Source organism: Microbacterium testaceum, from assembly GCF_001476285.1.
GTDB lineage: Bacteria > Actinomycetota > Actinomycetes > Actinomycetales > Microbacteriaceae > Microbacterium > Microbacterium testaceum_B.
The window spans coordinates 1-18,735 of the sequence record NZ_LDRU01000069.1 but is presented as its reverse complement, the minus strand read 5'-3'; the positions used below and the strand labels follow the sequence as shown (position 1 = coordinate 18,735).

Sequence of the window (18,735 nt, the reverse complement as noted above, 5' to 3'; positions counted from 1 at the left end):
ACTTTCACCCCTCCGGTCACCCGTGGCGGCGCGTTTCGTTCGGCGTGGGAGCGAGCGAGCGTCGAGGTGATCGTGCCCAGCGATCACGCCAGCCCTCAACTCCGGAGACCTTCGCATGACCTCTCTCCGCGATGCGGTCGTCGTCAATGGGCGATTCCTCGCCCACGCCACCACCGGCGTGCAGCGTTTCGCCCGCGAGATCGTACGCGAACTCGCGCCGCTCGTTCCGCTCGTCGTCGCAGCCCCGCCCGTGACGCTCCTCGACGCCGACCTGGGCGCGCGCATCGTCCCCGTCGGACGACGGGGAGGCCACGCATGGGAGCAATTCGACCTCCCTGCCTATCTGCGGCGATCCGGATCACCGCTCCTCCTGGGCCTGGCGAGCACCGGGCCCGCCTTCTACCGACCGCAGATCGTCGCCCACCACGACATCACCTACGTCCGGCACCCCGAGAGCTTCGCCCGCTCGTTCCGCCTGCTCTATCGGGTCCTCATCCCCCCTCTCCTGCGCACGAGCGATCGAGTGCTCACCGTCAGCGACTTCTCCGCCGGCGAAATCGCCGAGCACTATCGCGTTCCCGCCGAAAAGCTTCGGGTCGTACCCAATGCGGTGTCGAACGGTTTCTCCCCGGATGGACCCGCGCACGACGAAGGGCAGCCCTACCTCCTCGCGGTTTCCTCCCCCAATAGGCACAAGAACTTCGATGCTCTCCTCCGGGCGTTCGAGTCCTCGGAGCTGCGTCATATCCGCCGTCTGCTGATCGTCGGGGGCCAAGCGAGGGCTTTCCGATCCGGGCGAGGCGATGCGGGTGCCGAGCGGGTGCGCTTCCTCGGTCGCGTCGACGACCACGAGCTCGCCGCCCTCTACCGCGGTGCAACGGCGTTCGCCTTCCCCTCGCTCTACGAGGGTTTCGGCATCCCTCCGCTGGAGGCGCAGCGCGCGGGGACTCCCGTGCTCGCGAGCCGAGCCGCGTCCCTCCCCGCAGTGCTCGGCGAGTCCGTCCTGTGGGTGGATCCGCACGACGTGGCCGACATGCGCCGCGGCATCGAGCGGCTCGATCGCGACGAGTCGCTGCGCGCCGAGCTCACCCAGCGCGGAAGAGCGAACGAGCAACGCTTCTCCTGGGCTGCCTCGGCACGGCGTGTGGCCGAGGTCATCGCGGAAGTCCGAGCCGAGACGGCGTGACACCGCGCGCGGTCCACGCTCGGTTCAAAGCCGACCGTTGCGCGCGAGCGGTGCGGTCACCCAAGTAGGCATCCCATGTCGCGCGATTCGCGCGACCCCACTCGAGAAGACGTCCCCCGCGCACGGCCGTGACGAAGCCGTCCCAACCGCGCTCGACGGAGAGCTCCGGTGGAAGACCGGGAACCGCCGAGATCGATCGGCACAGCATCGGAAGACCGGCCGCTCGCGCGTCGAGGAGGGCGATGGGGAACCCCTCCCAGGCGGCGCTGTGGAGGTAGACGTCCAAGTCGCGCAAGCGATCCCCCACCTCGAGCGGCGTCAGCCACCCCGTGCGGTGGACGAGGCCATCCGGCCCCGCGCCGACTGTCGGGTCGCCCGATCCGCCGATCCACCACCCCTCCACGCGAATGCCCGGGAGCTCCCGTCTCAGCGCTTCGATGCGTTCCCGGAAGAACACGGGGTCTTTCTGCGGCGCCCAGCGACCGAGCATTCCGACGCGGATCCGGTCGCTCTTCGCGGGGATCCGGCTGCTCGCTTCCCTCGGCACCGCGAGCAGCGACGACACGTTGGGCACCTCGACGATCCGTTTGCGAGGGAGGCCGAGCTTCTCGGCCTCGATACTCTCCCCCGGGCCGCAAGCGGCGAGGACGCTCGTACGCGACGCGAGTATCCGTTCCGCGAGTCGGTAGGCCACCCGGACGGCGCCGGGGACGTCCTGGCGCAGGAAAGCGAAGCAGTGCGGGGTGTAAACGACATGAGTCGTCCGCGGAGAGCACAGCAGCCGCGCGTACACCCCGGGGAAGCTCGAATGGGCGTGGACCACGTCATGGTGCTCGCCGCGCAAGAGACGCCGGGCATGCGCGAGAGCCCGGGCGGGCGAGCGCGTGTCCCAGTCGACATGGGCGACCTCGAGACCGGTCCACACGGATGCCGGGCACCCGTCCTGGAACGGCGAAGCGATGACGTGCTCGTAGCGGTCCGGCGAATGCGCGATGTATGAGCGAACGGCGACGGGTACGCCGCCCGTGACGCGGTCGACGAGGTGGAGGACACGATGGCGCGCGGGCGTGACGTTCACTTCTTCACGCTACGGAGAGCGGCGACCGGGCTTCCCCGTGTCACTCCCGCCCCGAACCGGGTGAAACACCGGGAAGCGGCATCCGCCCCGCCGTCAAGGCCGCGCGCCACGGCGCGCGCCCTGCCTACCGTCGCTTCATGACCACCGATCGCGATCAGCTCACCTTCGACAACCCCGTCACCCGCTACGCGCGTGTCGAACCCCCGATCCAGCACCAGCCCGAGCCGGGTGTGCAGGCCGACATGACTCCGGTCCCCGACCTCGGCGAGAAGACCTACCGCGGTCTCGGCCGCCTCGAGGGGCGGAAGGCGCTCGTCACCGGAGGCGACTCCGGTATCGGCGGGGCCGTCGCAATCGCGTTCGCGCGCGAGGGGGCCGACGTCGCGATCGTGCATCTCCCGGACGAGCAGCGCGACGCCGACCACATCCTCGGGCAGATCCGGGATGCCGGCCGCACGGGCGTCTCGATCGCCACCGACATCACCGATCCCGCCGCGTGCCGCGAGCTTGTCGACCGCGCCGCGGAGGCGCTCGGCGGTCTCGACATCGTCGTCAACAACGCCGGCAAGCAGGTCATGGTCGAGAAGGTGGACGACCTGCCGGACGAGCAGTTCGAGCTGACGTTCCGGACGAACGTGTTCGCGCCCTTCTGGATCACCAAGGCTGCTCTCGCGCACCTTCCCGAGGGCGGGACCATCATCAACACCGCCTCGCTCGAGGCGTACGTGCCCGCCCCCGACCGCCTCGACTACGCGGCGACGAAGGCTGCCATCAACAACCTGTCGAAAGGGTTGGCCCAGCAGCTTGCGCCGCGCGGCATCCGCGTCAACGTCGTGGCCCCGGGACCGACGTGGTCTGCCCTGCAGGTGAGCGAGGGTGTCTCGGACGACCAGATGGAGCACTTCGACGACGAGAGCACCTACCAGCGCGCCGGTCAGCCCGCCGAGATCGCTCCCGCGTTCGTCTTCCTCGCCTCGGCCGAGTCGAGCTACGTGTCGGGAGAGACGCTGAACGTCAACGGCGGCATGGTCACGCCCTGACCCTCGCGCCCGGGCCGAACTCCCGAGCCTCCGTGGGGGCGACCGTCCTCGCGCGTGTCTCTCAGGAGTCCGGCTCGGGGCGGCCGTCCTTGCGCATATCGTCCGAATTGGCAAGCGGCCCGTTCCCGACCGGGGTGTGCGGGAGCGTGAAGGCATGCCCGTCACCCTTTTCCTGCTGCACGCGCTGGGTTCCAGCGCCGACGAGTTCTCGCGCCTGCGCGATCTCCTCGACGGCACCGTCGATGTGCGCGGCGTCGACCTCCCCGGCTTCGGCGAACTCGCGTCGGCTTCCGACTCCTCGCTCGACGCGACCGTCGAGCACGTGGTGCACCACCTCGCCCGTCACGCCCGGGGACGCTGGATGCTCGGCGGGCACAGCATGGGCGGAAAGGTCGCGGCGCTCGTGGCATCCCGTGTCCTCCGCGGGGACGCACCTCTCACCGGCCTCGCCGGCATGGTGCTCATGGCTCCCTCACCGCCACGTCCCGAGCCGATGGACGAGGAGCGACGCGAACGCATGCTGTCGTGGGTGGCCGACGGCTCCCTGTCGGACCAGGATGCCGAGACCTTCATCGATCAGAACACCGCGGAGCCGCTCGCCCCGGCGGCTCACGAGCGCGCACTGACCGACCTCCGGCGCACCTCCCCCGCCGCGTGGCGCGCGTGGCTCGAGACCGGGAGCCGGGTCGACGCTTCCGCCGAGGTGGGGACGCTCGACCTTCCGGTCCTGGTGCTCGCCGGTACCGACGACGCCGACCTCGGCGCGGCCGCTCAGCCCGAGCTGCTGGCATCCGTGTACCCCCGGGCGCGCTTCGTCGCTCTGGGCGACACCGGCCACATGATCCCGCTCGAGCGCGCCGCTGAAGCCGCCGGAGCGATCGCGGACTTCGTCGCCGACGAGGTCCTCCTCGGGCCCGTGGTTCCGGACGACTGGGCCGCCCTGATCGCCGGCGACCGCGTGGATGCCCGGGTGCGCGGCATCCTGAACCGCCGTGCGGTTCCCGATGACCGCGGATACGCCCCCGTCGTTCTCGATCTCGCCCAGCTCACCCTGCTGCGCGAGATCGCCGACCTCGTCGTCCCGCAGGACGGGCCCGCGATCGACATCGCGGCGCGCGTCGATACGCAGCTCGCGCGCGGCGAAGGCGACGGGTGGCGCAACGCCGAGCTCCCTCCCGACCCGGATGCGTACCGCGCCGGCCTCGACACGCTCGCCCGCGTCTGGCCGACCGATCCCACGAAGCGGGCGGATGTCCTGCGCGCGGCGATCGAGGGGACGACGGATGCCGACGGCCCCCTGGACGCGGCTCGGCTGCAGCTGTGGCTCGAGGACGTCCGCAACGACCTCGTCCGTCAGTGGCTCGCCCACCCCGCGAGCATGGCGCTCATCGGCTACGACGGTTTCGCGACCGGCGGCAACCCGATCCGCGGGTACGTGGAACTGCGGCTGGGGCGCCGCGAAGACTGGGAGCCCGTCGGCGTCGGCGGGACTGTAGCCGAGGGAGACGCGGCATGAAGCTCGACCAGATGCGCACGTTCGGCACCGACGAGACCGTCGACGTCGTGATCGTCGGCACCGGTGCCGGCGGCGCTCCGCTGACCGCCGAGCTGGCGAAGAAGGGCCTCCGCGTCATCGCGATCGAGGCCGGACGCCACTTCGCCCTCGACGACCTGACCCCCGACGAGACCGAGGCGGTCGAGATCAACTGGATGTCGGAGCGCCTCAGCGGCGGTGACGACCCGACCGCATTCGGTCCGAACAACAGCGGACGCGGGGTCGGCGGCTCGATGCTGCACTGGGGTGCCTTCACCCCGCGTCCCGACCGTCGCGATCTGGCTCTGCGCACCGAGACCGGTGAGGGCCGCGACTGGCCGATCGACCCCGACGAGTTGCTGTCGTACGTCGAACGCGTGGAGGGTGACATCGGGGTGTCGGGCCCGTCCCCGTACCCCTGGGACCCGTCGCGCCGCTACGCCTACGCTCCCGCGAAGCGCAACGCTCCCGCGAACCTCGTGGCCAAGGGATGCGATGCCCTCGGGGTCACCTGGGCGGACGCGCCCGCCGCGGTCCTCACCCGTGCGCGACTGCAGGATCACCACGGCGAGCGCGGAGCGTGCGTCAACTGCGGCGAGTGCCACCAGGGGTGCCGGACGGATGCCAAGGCCTCTACCGCCAACACGTACCTGCCCGCGGCGGTCGCCGCCGGAGCCGAGATCCGCGCCGAGGCGATGGTCCACGCGATCGAGCTCGACGCCCGCGGTCATGTCGCCGCGGTGGTCTACCGCCAGAACGGCGTGGACGTGCGTCAGCGCTGCCGCGCGCTCGTCCTCGCGGGCGGCGGGGTCGAGACCCCGCGTCTCCTGCTGCACACCGGCCTGGCGAACGACAACGGCCAGGTCGGGCGCAACTTCCTCGCCCACGGCGCGACGCAGGTGTGGGGACGCTTCGACGAGCCGGTGCGCGGCCACCGCGGCTACCCGTCGTCGCTCATCAGCGAAGACATGATGCGGCCGGCCGACGCCGACTTCGCGGGCGGGTACCTGGTGCAGAGCCTCGGCGTCATGCCCCTGACCTTCTCGACGACGCTCGTGCGCGGCGGCGGCCTCTGGGGCACGGAGCTCATGCAGCGGCTCGAGCAGTCGCGGTACATGGCCGGGATCGGCATCAACGCCGAGTGCCTGCCATCGGACGACAACCGGCTCGAGCTCGCCCCCGAGACCGACGAGTTCGGCATCCCGCGCGCGCGGGTGACGTTCACCGCCGGCGCGAACGAGAAGGCGCTCGACGCGCACGCGACGGCGTTCATGCTCCGGGTGATGGAGGCTGCGGGGGCGCGCGAGACGATGGTCCTGGCCCGCACGGCCCACACGATCGGCACCTGCCGCATGTCGCTGGACCCCGCCGACGGCGTGGTGGATGCCGACGGCCGCTCCCACGAGATCCCCAATCTGTGGATCAGCGACAACTCGGTGTTCCCGTCCGCGATCGCCGCCAACCCGGCACTGACGATCATGGCCCTGTCCCTGCGCACCGCCGACCGCCTCCTGGCATCCGTCGCCTGATCCCGCGCGTCGCCTTTCCCCGTCGTCTCTCTCCATCGAGTGTCCAAGACACGCCGCATCGGCCCCACGCGAAACGGCGTGTCCTGGACACTCAACGTCTCGCCGCGTGACACGGGAGAATGGATGCCATGAAGCTCGAGCATCTCCGCCGGTTCGCCGTCCTCGCCGAGGAGCTGCACTTTCCGCGCGCGGCCGAGAAGCTCGGCATCCCCCTCCCCTCCCTGTACACGACGCTCGACAAGCTCGAGGAAGAGGTGGGGCAGCCGCTCGTGCAGCGCACGCCGCCGACGCGTCTGCTCCCCGCCGGCGTCCTGCTCCTCGACGAGGCGCACGCCCGCATCGCCGACGCCCCGCCGCCCGCGCCGAGGCAGAAGGCTCCGGGCGGCGGCAAGGCGAAGGCCTCGAAGGGCAAGGGCCGCGCCCCGATCGTGAAGGGCCAACCCAAGCCCTATAAGAAGCGCCAGGGCCGCTGACCCCGTCGCACCACGCATAAACGCGATCCGCGCACATAAACGCGTTCTGCACGTGATTCTGCGAGCGAATCGCGTTTATGAGCGTTTCCTCGCGCGGTGGAGCCCGGCCTACAGCTCGGTGACCGCGCCGGCCTCGACCCGCCAGCGGCGATCCGTCTCGACCGCCGAGAGCATCCGTCGGTCGTGGGTGACCAGGAGCAGCGTGCCCGTGTACGACTCAAGTGCCTGCTCGAGCTGCTCGATCGCGGGCAGGTCGAGGTGGTTCGTCGGCTCATCGAGCACGAGCACGTTGACGCCCCGCGCCTGCAGCAGAGCGAGGCCCGCGCGCGTGCGCTCCCCCGGCGACAGTCCGTCGACCGGACGCATCACATGGTCGGCTTTCAGCCCGAACTTCGCCAGCAGCGTCCGCACCTCGCCGGAGTTCATCTCGGGCACGAACCCCTCGAACGTCTCGGCGAGTGGCCTCTCCCCGACGAGCAGCGACCGCGCCTGATCGATCTCCCCGATCTCGACGCTGGCTCCCAGACTCGCGGTTCCGTCGTCCGGCGCCTGACGGCCCAGGATGCCACGCAGCAGCGTCGACTTCCCGGCACCGTTCGGTCCGGTGATGCCGATCCTCTCCCCGGCATTCACCTGTAGAGACACCGGGCCGAGGGTGAAGTCACCCTGCCGGAAGACCGCCCCGGACAGCGTCGACACCACGGAGCTCGAACGCGGAGCCGAACCGATCGTGAACTCGAGCTGCCACTCCTTGCGCGGTTCCTCGACCTCCTCGAGTCGCGCGATCCGGCTCTCCATCTGGCGCACCTTCTGCGCCTGCTTCTCGCTCGACTCCGTCGCGGCCTTGCGGCGGATCTTGTCGTTGTCGGGCGACTTCTTCATCGCGTTGCGCACGCCCTGGCTCGACCACTCCCGCTGGGTCCGCGCTCGCGCGACGAGGTCGGCCTTGGTGTCGGCGTACTCCTCGTACTTCTCGCGGGCCTGGCGACGCAGCGTCGCACGCTCTTCGAGATACGCGTCGTAGCCGCCGCCGTAGACCCGGTGCGAGTTCTGGGCGAGGTCGAGTTCGAGCACCCGTGTCACCGAACGGGCCAGGAACTCGCGGTCGTGGCTGACCAGCACCACTCCCCCGCGGAGACCCCGCACGAAGGTCTCGAGTCGTTCGAGGCCGTCGAGGTCGAGGTCGTTCGTCGGCTCGTCGAGCAGGGCGATGTCGAAGCGCGACAGCAGCAGCGCCGCCAGGCCCACGCGAGCCGCCTGACCTCCCGAGAGGCCCGTCATCTCGGCATCCGGCCCCACGTCGAGTCCGAGGTCGGCCAGCACCTGCGGCATCCGCTCGTCGAGGTCGGCGGCACCGCTCGCCAGCCACCGTTCGAGAGCCGTCGCGTAGGCGTCGTCGGCACCGACGACGGTGGGATCGCCGAGGGCCGCCGCCGTGGCATCCATCTCGCGCGTCGCCTCGGCGCATCCCGTCCGCCGCGCGATGTACTGCGTGACGGTCTCGCCGGCGACGCGCTCATGCTCCTGGGGAAGCCAGCCGACGAAGGCGTCGGCGGGTGCGAGGCTGATCGATCCCCCCTGGGGTTCGTCGACCCCCGCGAGCAGACGCAGCAGCGTCGACTTGCCCGCGCCGTTGGCCCCGACGACACCGACGACGTCGCCCGGCGCGACCGTGAGGTCGACGCCCTCGAAGAGCGTGCGGTGCCCGTGGCCCCCGGTGAGGTTCTGTGCGACGAGGGTGGCGGTCATCCCCCTAGTCTCTCAGGGCACAAGAGCCGCGCCGCGGGCCCCCGCAACACGACGGGCGTCATCGCGCTGGATGAACCGCGAGATCGTCAACGCGCAGATCGCCACAATGATCACCGGTGCACAGACGCCCAGCGAGAAGGGCAGGGTTCTCCACACATCGCCCGGGCTTTCCTGGTATCCGATCACCACGACGACCGTCCATCCGACGGCGAGGAACGTGGCGCCGCTGGCGCCGATGCTCACCGCTCCCGGACGCAAGCGCGACCTGACCGCGCGGCCCCGCAGACAGATCGCGGCGAGCAGCGGCGCACCCCCTGCGGCGGCGACGGCGCAGAGCATGCGAGCGATGTCGACAGGTGAGGTCTCACTCCGCAGCACGAAAGAAGCGATACCGAGTGAGAAGATCCCCGACACCGACGCAGCCACGATCAGCGCGACATAGAGCAGAGACAGCCACCACGTCCCCCCGGTGTTCCTCTCCCTGGCGATCCGCATGCGCCCGCTCGTTCCTCTCATCGTGTTCCCCGCCCGAGAAGGATCCCGCGCGGAGATCAAGTATGCCGCCGCGCTGCTCACCGCGCCCGCGGATGCGCGGTGGCGTACACGTCGCGAAGAGCGTCGGCGGTGACGTGCGTGTAGATCTGCGTCGTCGCCACGGAAGCGTGCCCCAGCAACTCCTGCACCACGCGCACATCCGCGCCGCCCTGCAGCAGGTGCGTCGCGAACGAGTGCCGCAGCGTGTGCGGCGAGACGTGGGCGGTCAGCCCCGCCCGCTCCGCCGCAGCCTGGATGATCAGCCACGCGCTCTGGCGCGACAGCGGTGCACCCCGAACACCCAGGAACAAGCGGGGCGTGGCCCGCCCCTTCGCCGCGAGCGCGGGCCGGATACGCGTCAGGTACGCCTCGATCGCCGCGTGCGCGTACGAGCCCACCGGAACCACACGCTCCTTGTCGCCCTTGCCGCGCACGCGCAGAAGATCGCCGTGAACGGTGTCGTCCACGTCGAGGTGCACGATCTCCGACACGCGGGCTCCCGTGGCGTAGAGCAGCTCCAAAAGCGCGCGATCCCGGACGGCGGCAGGTTCCGCCGCCGACGCGTCCGACGACCCCGGCGCCGGCCCCGCGGCATCCAGGAGATCCTCCACCTGGCTGATGGTCAGTGCCTTCGGCAGCCGTCTCGGCGTCTTCGGGGGCCGCAGCCGACCGCTCGGATCGTCGTCGACGCGTCCTTCGCGTACGAGGAAGCGATGGAGTCCCCGCACCGAGGACTGCAGTCGAGCGAGCGACGACGCCGCGGGCGGCGGCTCCGCCGCTGCGCGCTCAGCGACGAACTCGGTGACGAGCGCGGGTGTCACCGCCTCGATCTTCGCGGTTCCGCGCGCGCGCAACCACTCGACGTACACGACGAGGTCGCGCCGGTAGGCGGCGATGGTGTGGTCGGAGAGCCCACGCTCGAGCGCGACGTGCCGGAGGTAGGTCTCGACCGCGCGCTCGAGCTCCACGTCAGCTCGCGGCGGCCTCGCGGCGAAGGGCCTCGGCTGCGGCGAGCGCGCCGGTGGCCAGGATGCCGTTGCGCAAGCGTCCCGCCAGCACCCCGTCGACGACCTCGGCGAGCGGCACGCGCTCGACGCGCATGTCGGACTCCTCGTGCTCGCGTTCGTAGTCGGTCTCGACCGACCGGAGCCCGCGGGCGAGGAAGACGTGCACGACCTCGTCGTTTCCACCGGGGGTCGTGTGCATCGAGATGAGGTGCTGCCACCGGTCGGCCTCGAGGTCGACCTCTTCGGTGAGCTCGCGCTTCGCCGTCTCCATCGGCGGCTCGCCCGCCACATCGAGGAGTCCCGCCGGGATCTCCCAGTCGCGTTCCTTGATGGGGTGCCGATACTGCTGGATGAGGACGACACGCCCGTCGTCATCGATCGCCACGACCGCCGCCGCGCCCGGGTGCTCGACGTACTGGCGGGTCATCTGCCCGTCGCCGTACCGCACGGTGTCGCTGCGCACGTTCCACACCGCACCCTCGTAGACGAGGTCGGTCGAGATGATCTCGAGATCCACCCGCTCGTCGCGCAGCTCGCCCATGTCAGTCCTCCTCGACGTCGAACAGCTCGCTCGAACGGTGGCGCTCGAGCGCCGCACCGACGAGCCCGCGGAACAGCGGGTGCGGCTCGGTCGGCCGCGACCGCAGCTCGGGGTGCGCCTGTGTGGCGATGTAGTACGGGTGCACGTCGCGCGGCAGCTCCACGAACTCGACGAGATCGAGGTCGGGGTTCAGACCCGAGAACACCAGACCTGCCTCGCTGAGCTGCTGCCGATAGGCGTTGTTGACCTCGTAGCGGTGACGGTGACGCTCCGAGATGCGGTTCGCACCGTACAGTTCGGCCGCGAGCGACCCCTCGGCCAGATCCGCGGGGTACAGGCCCAGACGCATCGTGCCGCCCAGGTCGCCGCTCTCGAGGATGTCGACCTGCTCGGCCATCGTCGCCACGACCGGGTGCGCCGTGTCCGGGTCGAACTCACTCGACGACGCCCCCTCGAGGCCCGCGACGGTCCGCGCGTACTCGATCACCATGCACTGGAGGCCCAGGCAGATGCCGAGCGTCGGGATGCCCTGCTCGCGCGCGAAACGCAGAGCTCCGAGCTTCCCCTCGATGCCGCGGATGCCGAACCCGCCCGGCACGATGATGCCGTCCACCGCGGAGAGGGCCTTCGCCGCGCCCTCGGGGGTCTCGCAGAGGTCGGAGGGGATCCACGTGATCTTCACGTGCGTCTCCTGACCGAACCCACCGGCCTTGATCGCCTCGGTGACCGAGAGGTACGCGTCGGGGAGGTCGATGTACTTGCCGACGAGGCCGATCGTGACCTCGTGCTTGGGGTTGTGCACGGCCTGCAGCACGCGCTGCCACCGCGACCAGTCGACGTCAGCCGCCTTGTCGATGTCGAGCGCGTCGACGATGTAGGCGTCGAGCCCCTGGTCGTGCATCATCGTCGGGATGTCGTAGATGCTCGGCACGTCGATCGCGTTGACCACGGCGTCTTCGTCGACGTCGCACATGAGCGCGATCTTGCGCTTGTTCGACTCGGTGACGGGGCGGTCGCTACGCAGCACGAGGGCGTCGGGCTGGATGCCGATGGAACGCAGCGTCGCGACGGAGTGCTGCGTGGGCTTGGTCTTCTGCTCGCCGGAGGCGCCCATGAACGGCACGAGCGACACGTGCACGAAGAACACGTTCTTGCGGCCCAGCTCGTGCCGGATCTGGCGAGCCGACTCGATGAAGGGCTGCGACTCGATGTCGCCGACCGTGCCGCCGATCTCGGTGATGATCACGTCGGGCTGCGGGCTCTCGCTCGCCTGCAGCCGCATGCGGCGCTTGATCTCGTCGGTGATGTGCGGGATGACCTGCACCGTGTCGCCGAGGTACTCGCCGCGGCGCTCGCGCGCGATGACCTGCGAGTAGATCTGGCCGGTGGTGACGTTCGCCGCCTGACTCAGCTCGATGTCGAGGAAGCGCTCGTAGTGGCCGATGTCGAGGTCGGTCTCGGCTCCGTCGTCGGTCACGAAGACCTCGCCGTGCTGGAACGGGTTCATCGTTCCCGGGTCGACGTTCAGATACGGGTCGAGCTTCTGCATCACCACGCGCAGACCGCGGGCGGTGAGGAGGTTGCCGAGGCTTGCCGCCGTCAGGCCCTTCCCCAGGGAGGAGACCACGCCTCCGGTGACGAAGATGTGCTTCGTCGTGAAGGTCTTGTTGTCTGAATTTCCCGCCGCGTCCGAAGTCTGCATCACGGGCTTCGATCCTATCAGTCGCATCTGTCCGGTGGGCTCGCGGATCCGCTCCGCCCCGTCCGGAAGTCTGGCACCGACCTCCGACATCCACGTCACGGGGTCGTGACGATCGCGGGTCGATCCGTCGGATCAGTCGCCGGTGCGCCCGGTCTCGAGCAGTTCCCGGGCGTGCGTCAGCGCGGCATCCGAGTCGCTCAACCCCGACAGCAGGCGCGCCATCTCGGCCTCCCGCTCCGCACCGTCGAGCCGACGGACGCTGGATGCCGTCACGGCACCGTCGTGACCCTTGACGACCGTGAGGTGGTTGCCCGCGAACGCGGCCACCTGCGCGAGGTGAGTGACGGCGATGACCTGCGACGACTCGGCGAGACGCGCGAGACGGCGCCCGACCTCGATCGCCGCCGCGCCGCCGATCCCGGCGTCGACCTCGTCGAACACGAACGTGGGCACCGGATCGACCCCGGCGATCACGACCTCGATCGCGAGCATGACGCGACTGAGCTCACCCCCTGAGGCACCGCGTGACACCGGACGCGGATCGGCACCGGGGTGCGGCGCGAGCAGGATCGACACCTCGTCGCGCCCGTGACCCGCGGGGGTGGCGGGGGCGACGTCGACGGTCAGACGCGCGTCGGGCAGGGCCAGGGCGTGCAACTCTTCGGTGACCGCCGCGCCCAGTCGCGCCGCCGCATCGCGCCGCGCTGCGGTGAGTCTCTCCGCGGCCGCGTCGAGTTCGCCCGCCGCCGCGTCGCGCTGCGTCTCGAGGCGTTGCAGGCGGTCGCCGTCATCGTCCAGCTCGACGAGACGGGCTGAACCCGTCTCGAGCAGCGCGATGGCAGCATCCACCGATCCGTGTGTTCGCGTCAGCCCGGCGAGCACCGCGCGCCGCTCGTCGACCGCGGCGAGTTCGTGCGGTCCGGACTCGTCCAGATCGGCGAGATAGCCCGACAGCGCGACGGACGCGTCGGTGGCGCGGTACCCGAGGTCGGCGACCTGCTCCCCGATCGCGGCGAGCGCGTCGTCGCTCGCGGCGATTCTCTCGAGAGCGCGACGCGCCTCAGCGAGCAGAGTGATCACGTCGGGCGCGCCGTCTTCGTTCGAGAGCGCGGCGTGAGCGGTGACCGCCGCGATCCGCAGCTCCTCGGCGTTCGCGAGACGCTCGGCGCGGCGGGCGAGCTCCTCCTCCTCACCGGGAAGGGGCGCGGCGGCCTCGATCTCGGCGATCGCGGCGCGGAGCTGCTCGGCTTCCCGCGCGCGTGCGTCGCGGTCGGTCGTGAGCGTGGTCAGCTCGGCATCGAGAGTCCGCCAGGTATCCCACGCCGCGCGATAGGCGGCGCGCGCGACGGTGATCGTCTCGCCTCCGAAACGATCGAGGGCCTCGCGCTGCGCCGACGACGACTTCAGCCGCAGCTGGTCCGACTGCCCGTGCACGACGACGAGTTCGTCCGCCAGGTCCGCGAGCACGCCCGCCGGAGCGGTGCGACCGCCGACCGTGGCACGTCCTCGTCCTTCGCTCGAGACCGTGCGTCCGAGGTACAGCTCGGCGGATCCCCCGCCGACGGGCTCGACGTCGCCGCCTGCTTCGCGCACGCGAGCGGCGACCGGACCGTCCTCGGGAACGAGCCAGACGCCCTCGACCGCCGCCTGCGCCGCTCCCTTGCGCACGGCGCCCGAGTCGGCGCGTTGACCGAGAAGAAGACCGAGCCCGGTGACGACCATCGTCTTACCGGCGCCGGTCTCGCCCGTGATCGCCGTGAAACCGCGTCCGATCGGCAGCGTCGCGTCGGCGATGACGCCCAGGTCGCGAAGACGCATCTCCTCGATCACGAAGCACCTCCCGACGCGCCGCGCCATCCCGTGACGGGGAGACGGAACTTGCGCACGAGTCGCTCGCTGAACGCCGCGGGATGCAGGCGTGCGAGCCGAACCGGCCGCGACGAGCGACGCACGACGACCCGAGCACCCGGGGGCAGCTCGTGCGAACGGCGCCCGTCGCACCACAGGATGCCGCTGCCGCTCGTCCGTTCGAGGACCTCGACCGCGACACTCGCGTCCGGGCCGACGACCAGGGGGCGGGCGAAGAGCGCGTGCGCGGACAGCGGAACCACCGCGATCGCTTCGACCGTCGGCCAGACGACCGGCCCCCCGGCCGAGAAGTTGTATGCGGTCGACCCGGTGGGAGTCGCGATGACCACTCCATCGCAGCCGAACGACGAGAGGGGGCGCCCGTCGACGGCCATGACGACTTCGAGCATGCGCTCGCGGCTGGCCTTTTCAACGGTCGCCTCGTTCAGGGCCCAGGTCTCGTAGATGACGCGGTCATCGGCATCCTGGATCTTCACCGCGAGGGCGAGGCGCTCCTCGACCGTGTAGTCACGGGCGATGACGCGACGCACCGCGTCGTCCATGTCGTCGCGCTCGATCTCGGCGAGGAAGCCGACATGGCCCATGTTGATGCCGAGGATCGGAGCCGTACTCCCCCGCACCATCTCGGCCGCGCGAAGGATCGTCCCGTCTCCGCCGAGCACGATGGCGAGCTCGACGTCGTCGATTCCGACGTCGGTCCCGAGAGTCGCGACGCCCTCGAGCGACAGCCGCTCCGCGAGCTCGGGCCGGTCTTCGGCTGAAACCACGGGCACAGCCCCCGCCGCGAGCACCGCGGAAATGATGCGCTGGGCGGCCTGGACGGTGTCGTCGCGGCGCGCGTGGACGACGAGGAGGATTCGGCGATCGCTGGGGGTCATCGGCTTCCGGTCAGTCGGGTCACGGTGCTCTCCCATTCTGAGGGGTCGGTGCCGTGAGCGGCCGAGAACCACGCGACGTACTCCTGGTTGCCGTGGGTCCCGACGATGGGCGACGAGATCAGGCCGTTCGTCTTGAGCCCGGCGTCCCAGGCGGCCCAGAGCACACTGTGGACGGCATCGGATCGCAACGCGGGATCGGTGACGAGCCCGCCCTTGACCGCGGTGCGACCGACCTCGAACTGCGGCTTGACCAACAGGACGACGTCAGCGTCCGCTGCAGCGGTTTCGGCCACCGCAGGGAGCACGTGATGGAGCGAGATGAACGAGAGGTCGCCCGTCACGAGCGTCGGGCGCGCGGCGATGCCCGTGGCTTCCGAGAGCGAGGCGGCGGTCATGAACCGCACGTTATACCCCTCGACCGACACGACGTCGGGGTCGGACGTGAGGACTGTGGACAACTGGCCGTGTCCGACGTCGACGGCGAGCACCGGTCGCGCTCCGCGTTCGCGGAGCACCTGCGTGAACCCGCCCGTGGACGCCCCGAGATCCAGGGCGACGCGGCCCGGGACGTCGATCTCGAAAGCATCGAGGGCGGCGATCAGTTTGTGGGCGCCCCGACTGACGTAGTGGTCGGGGGTCGCCACCTCGATCACGCTGTTCTCGTCGACCGCAGCGGAGGCCTTCACGACCGCTCTGCCGTCGACGCTGACCTCGCCCGCGGCGATCAACTGCGTGGCGTGCGAGCGCGAGCGCGCCAGACCGCGGGCCGCGAGTTCGGCATCCAGGCGCGTCATGCGCGCGCGGCCGGCGGCGCGTCGCGAGGGCCGGACTCCAACCGTCGCGCCAACTCGTCGTGCAGCGCCGCGTACGCGTCCGCCCGTGTGTCCAGCGGCTGCTCCTCGATGATGCGCAGTCGGCTGATCAGCTCGGGGTCGGCGTCGTTCTCTCGGCTCTCCGACATGGATGCCATGGTACCGGCGTCAGCGCACGCGGAACGGGTCCGCGTAAAGCTGCTCCGGGACGCGGAACCCGAAGATCGCGCGGCCGGAGTTCCAGATCGCCGCCGCTCCCGCCCTCAGCAGATCGATCTGACGCGAGCCCTCGGACACGATGCGGAGATCGACGCCGTCGATCTCGACGACGGCGTCACCCACGCGAGTCCGCTCACCCTTGACGGTGGTCGACGGGTACGGCTCGAACAGCTCGCGCAGGTCGGCGACGATGAAGTCAGGCCGCTGCGAGGGCGGGGCCGCGAGCACCTGCTTCGGACGATCGATCCCGGTCAGGACGAGGAGCGAGGCCATCTCGGCGGCGCGCGCTCCCTGGATGTCGGTGTCGAGACGGTCGCCGATGAACAGCGGATTCGTCGCGCCGGTCCGGGTCACCGCCTCGTCGAAGATGGGACGCTCGGGCTTTCCCGCGATCGTGGCGAGACGTCCCACGGCGGTGTGCACCGCCGAGACCAGCGTGCCGTTTCCCGGCGCGATCCCCCGGGCCTGCGGAATCGTCCAGTCCGTGTTCGTCGCCACCCACGGGATACCGCCCTCTTCGACGGGCGTGGCAAGCGCATAAGCGGCCTCAGCGAGCTGCGTCCAGCCCACCTCCGGCGCGAACCCCTGCACCACCGCAGCGGGCGCGTCCTCGGCGCTGCGCGTCACCACGAAGCCGGCCTTCTCGACCTCGACGACAAGACCTTCTCCGCCGATCACGAGCAGCGTGGAGCCGGCCGGAACGAGGTCGCGCATGAGTCGCATCGCCGCTTGAGGGCTCGTGACGACATCGTCCGCCGCGACCCGCAGCCCCAGAGACGACAGATGAGCGGCGACGGTGGCGTCGGTGCGAGACGCATTGTTGGTGATGTACCCGAGACGGCGCCCCTCTTCCTGCGCGCGATTCAAACTGTCCACCGCGTGCGGGAGCGCGCCCGGACCGGCGTAAACGACCCCATCCAGGTCGGCGAGGACGACATCGACGTCGTCGAGCGGCGTCGCCTCACGCTTCGCGCGCCCGAAGATCATCGCGACTCCTCCGCGTCGTCCGCCACCGTCTCCATGTCGACGGCCTCGTCTTCGTCCACGTCCGCGACGGGAATGACTCCGGATGCCACGTCCACGCCACCCTCGTCATCGATGAGGTCGATCTCTTCGACGACGATGACCTCGCGATCGGCGACACCGGACGCGGCGTCGAGAGCGTCCGAGGCGATCTGCGCGCGGCGCTCCCACTCGGCGGCCTCGTCGTGGCGCCCCAGCTCCTCCAGAACGGCAGCACGCGCCGAGAACAGCGCCGGACTCCACTCGAACGCACGGTCCGGGTCGGCCTCGGGGATGTCGAGCTCCTGCAGCGCACGATCCGTCTGTCCGAGATCCAGACGAGCCCCGGACATCGCGATCGCCAGTTGCACGCGCACCGGGACGGACAGCGTCATCCGGTCGACCGCGCGTCCCTCCTCGAGCGCGCGATCAGGGCGTCCGACACCGCGCTCGCTGTCGACGATGAGCGGGAGCTGCTCGTCGGAGCCGGTGATCCGCCTGTGAGTACGAAGTTCACGCAGTGCCAGGGCGAAGTCGCCGACCGCATACGCGGTGATGGCGACCGTCTCGCGGACCACGCCGACACGCCCCGCACTGCGAGACGCTGCCAGGGCGTGCTGGTGGGCGAGCTCTGGCTTCTCATCGATGAGGCGGGCCGCCATGGCGAGGTGCCGGGCGACGTTCTCCGCGTTGTCCTTGCTCAGGGTCTTCAGTTCGTTGCGCGCCGCGCCCGGAAGGTCCCACGCCGTGATCTCTTCGGGGATCTCAGGACCGCGCTCACGGCGGTCTTGCGGCGGCCGGGTCGCACGCGAGTCCTCGCGGTCGAAGCGACGGGGCGCTCCGGCTCCGGGGCGCCTGTCGCCAGAGGGCCGCCGGCCCGAAGCATCGCCCTCGCGACGGTACGGACGGTCCCCGTCACGCCGAGGCCGATCGGATCCCTGTCCGTCACGACGATAGGGGCGATCCCCGTCCCGGGGCGGGCGGGAATCGTTGTCGCGGCGGGATGGACGCTCACCCTCCCGACGGAACGGCCGATCGCCGTCACGTTGCGGGCGACCGTTCACCGGGTTGTCGCCTCGGTAGGGCCGGTCCCCGTTTCGGGCAGGGCGGGCGTCGTTGTCACGGCGGAACGGACGGTCGCCGCTCCGCGCCGGGCGACCGGCGCTCTGACCATCACGGCGGGCGGGACGATCGCCATCGCGCGCGGGCCGCGAATCAGCGTTCCGGCTGAACGGACGGTCGCCATCGCGCCGGAACGGACGATCACCGCCACGAGCCGGCCGGCCTGCGCCCTGACCGTCGCGGCGGAACGGACGGTCATCGCGCGCCGGACGCGCGTCGTTGTCGCGCCGATACGGACGGTCGCCACCCCGTGACGGCCGGCCGTCGCCTTCGCGTCGCGGACGGGCGTCGTTGTCACGGCGGTATGGACGGTCCCCGCGCGCGGAACCGCCGGATGATGACGGCCCACGACCGGATGCGCGGTCGCCGGAGCGCCCTTCGTTGCCCTTGCGATCGTTCGCGTCGTCCGTCGACATGACTGTCCTCCCCGGGAAAAACTACCCGTAAATGCGAAATGGCC

The 18,735-nt window shown here is 70.6% G+C and carries 18 protein-coding genes; 5 read left to right on the top strand and 13 right to left on the bottom strand.

The genetic code is table 11. The features are described from left to right. The first annotated feature begins 115 nt into the window (after positions 1-115). Positions 116-1,186: a glycosyltransferase family 4 protein gene (locus tag NS283_RS12325; protein ID WP_058597161.1), complete on the top strand. Its 1,071-nt coding sequence runs from the start codon at positions 116-118 to the stop codon at positions 1,184-1,186. On the opposite strand, the gene NS283_RS12320 is transcribed toward NS283_RS12325, so the two are convergent. Then, entirely contained in the window at positions 1,155-2,264 is a 1,110-nt protein-coding gene (locus NS283_RS12320) for a glycosyltransferase family 4 protein (RefSeq protein WP_058597160.1), read from the bottom strand. The genes NS283_RS12325 and NS283_RS12320 overlap by 32 nt on opposite strands. A gap of 137 nt (positions 2,265-2,401) precedes the next feature. Here NS283_RS12320 and NS283_RS12315 point away from each other — a divergent pair, with 137 nt between their 5' ends. From NS283_RS12315 to NS283_RS12300, 4 genes are all read left to right on the top strand, one after another. Further along, the gene (locus tag NS283_RS12315; protein WP_058597159.1) at positions 2,402-3,304 is read left to right on the top strand and encodes an SDR family oxidoreductase; all 903 of its coding nucleotides are present in this window, start codon (positions 2,402-2,404) and stop codon (positions 3,302-3,304) included. 154 nt (positions 3,305-3,458) lie between these two features. After that, a complete protein-coding gene (locus NS283_RS12310; protein WP_058597158.1) occupies positions 3,459-4,820 on the top strand; it encodes an alpha/beta fold hydrolase in 1,362 nt (453 codons plus the stop codon). Next, the gene (locus NS283_RS12305) at positions 4,817-6,367 is read left to right on the top strand and encodes a GMC family oxidoreductase (RefSeq protein ID WP_153001436.1); all 1,551 of its coding nucleotides are present in this window, start codon (positions 4,817-4,819) and stop codon (positions 6,365-6,367) included. The genes NS283_RS12310 and NS283_RS12305 overlap by 4 nt, the downstream gene beginning before the upstream one ends. 128 nt (positions 6,368-6,495) lie before the next feature. Then, a complete protein-coding gene (locus NS283_RS12300; RefSeq protein WP_058597174.1) occupies positions 6,496-6,840 on the top strand; it encodes a helix-turn-helix domain-containing protein in 345 nt (114 codons plus the stop codon). Between the two features lie 108 nt (positions 6,841-6,948). On the opposite strand, the gene NS283_RS12295 is transcribed toward NS283_RS12300, so the two are convergent. The 12 genes from NS283_RS12295 to NS283_RS19090 form a co-directional block, all read right to left on the bottom strand. After that, positions 6,949-8,589, bottom strand: a complete 1,641-nt coding sequence (locus tag NS283_RS12295) for an ABC-F family ATP-binding cassette domain-containing protein (protein WP_058597157.1) — start codon at positions 8,587-8,589, stop codon at positions 6,949-6,951. A 12-nt stretch (positions 8,590-8,601) separates the two neighbouring features. Further along, complete coding sequence (locus NS283_RS12290; protein WP_058597156.1) at positions 8,602-9,084, bottom strand: hypothetical protein; 483 nt, start codon at positions 9,082-9,084, stop codon at positions 8,602-8,604. A 77-nt stretch (positions 9,085-9,161) separates the two neighbouring features. Continuing rightward, complete coding sequence (gene xerD, locus NS283_RS12285) at positions 9,162-10,091, bottom strand: site-specific tyrosine recombinase XerD (protein ID WP_058597155.1); 930 nt, start codon at positions 10,089-10,091, stop codon at positions 9,162-9,164. A gap of 1 nt (position 10,092) precedes the next feature. Further along, the gene (locus tag NS283_RS12280) at positions 10,093-10,671 is read right to left on the bottom strand and encodes an NUDIX domain-containing protein (protein ID WP_058597154.1); all 579 of its coding nucleotides are present in this window, start codon (positions 10,669-10,671) and stop codon (positions 10,093-10,095) included. 1 nt (position 10,672) lies between these two features. After that, on the bottom strand, positions 10,673-12,373 hold the full coding sequence (locus tag NS283_RS12275) for a CTP synthase (protein ID WP_058597153.1): 1,701 nt from the start codon (positions 12,371-12,373) through the stop codon (positions 10,673-10,675). A 132-nt stretch (positions 12,374-12,505) separates the two neighbouring features. Beyond that, positions 12,506-14,203: a DNA repair protein RecN gene (gene recN / locus NS283_RS12270; protein WP_058597152.1), complete on the bottom strand. Its 1,698-nt coding sequence runs from the start codon at positions 14,201-14,203 to the stop codon at positions 12,506-12,508. After that, a complete protein-coding gene (locus NS283_RS12265; RefSeq protein WP_058597151.1) occupies positions 14,200-15,120 on the bottom strand; it encodes an NAD kinase in 921 nt (306 codons plus the stop codon). Before NS283_RS12265 ends, recN begins: the two co-directional genes overlap by 4 nt. Then, a complete protein-coding gene (locus NS283_RS12260) occupies positions 15,117-15,914 on the bottom strand; it encodes a TlyA family RNA methyltransferase (protein ID WP_058597150.1) in 798 nt (265 codons plus the stop codon). Before NS283_RS12260 ends, NS283_RS12265 begins: the two co-directional genes overlap by 4 nt. Then, the gene (locus NS283_RS18945) at positions 15,911-16,081 is read right to left on the bottom strand and encodes a hypothetical protein (protein ID WP_193751329.1); all 171 of its coding nucleotides are present in this window, start codon (positions 16,079-16,081) and stop codon (positions 15,911-15,913) included. Before NS283_RS18945 ends, NS283_RS12260 begins: the two co-directional genes overlap by 4 nt. Before the next feature lie 19 nt (positions 16,082-16,100). Further along, positions 16,101-17,138: an HAD-IIA family hydrolase gene (locus tag NS283_RS12250; protein WP_058597148.1), complete on the bottom strand. Its 1,038-nt coding sequence runs from the start codon at positions 17,136-17,138 to the stop codon at positions 16,101-16,103. Then, positions 17,135-17,815, bottom strand: coding sequence for a hypothetical protein (locus NS283_RS12245; RefSeq protein ID WP_241492243.1), 681 nt, complete (start codon positions 17,813-17,815; stop codon positions 17,135-17,137). The genes NS283_RS12250 and NS283_RS12245 overlap by 4 nt, the downstream gene beginning before the upstream one ends. A 398-nt stretch (positions 17,816-18,213) precedes the next feature. Beyond that, positions 18,214-18,735, bottom strand: a 522-nt coding sequence (locus tag NS283_RS19090) for a hypothetical protein (protein WP_206542554.1), incomplete at its 5' end; no start/stop codon positions are given.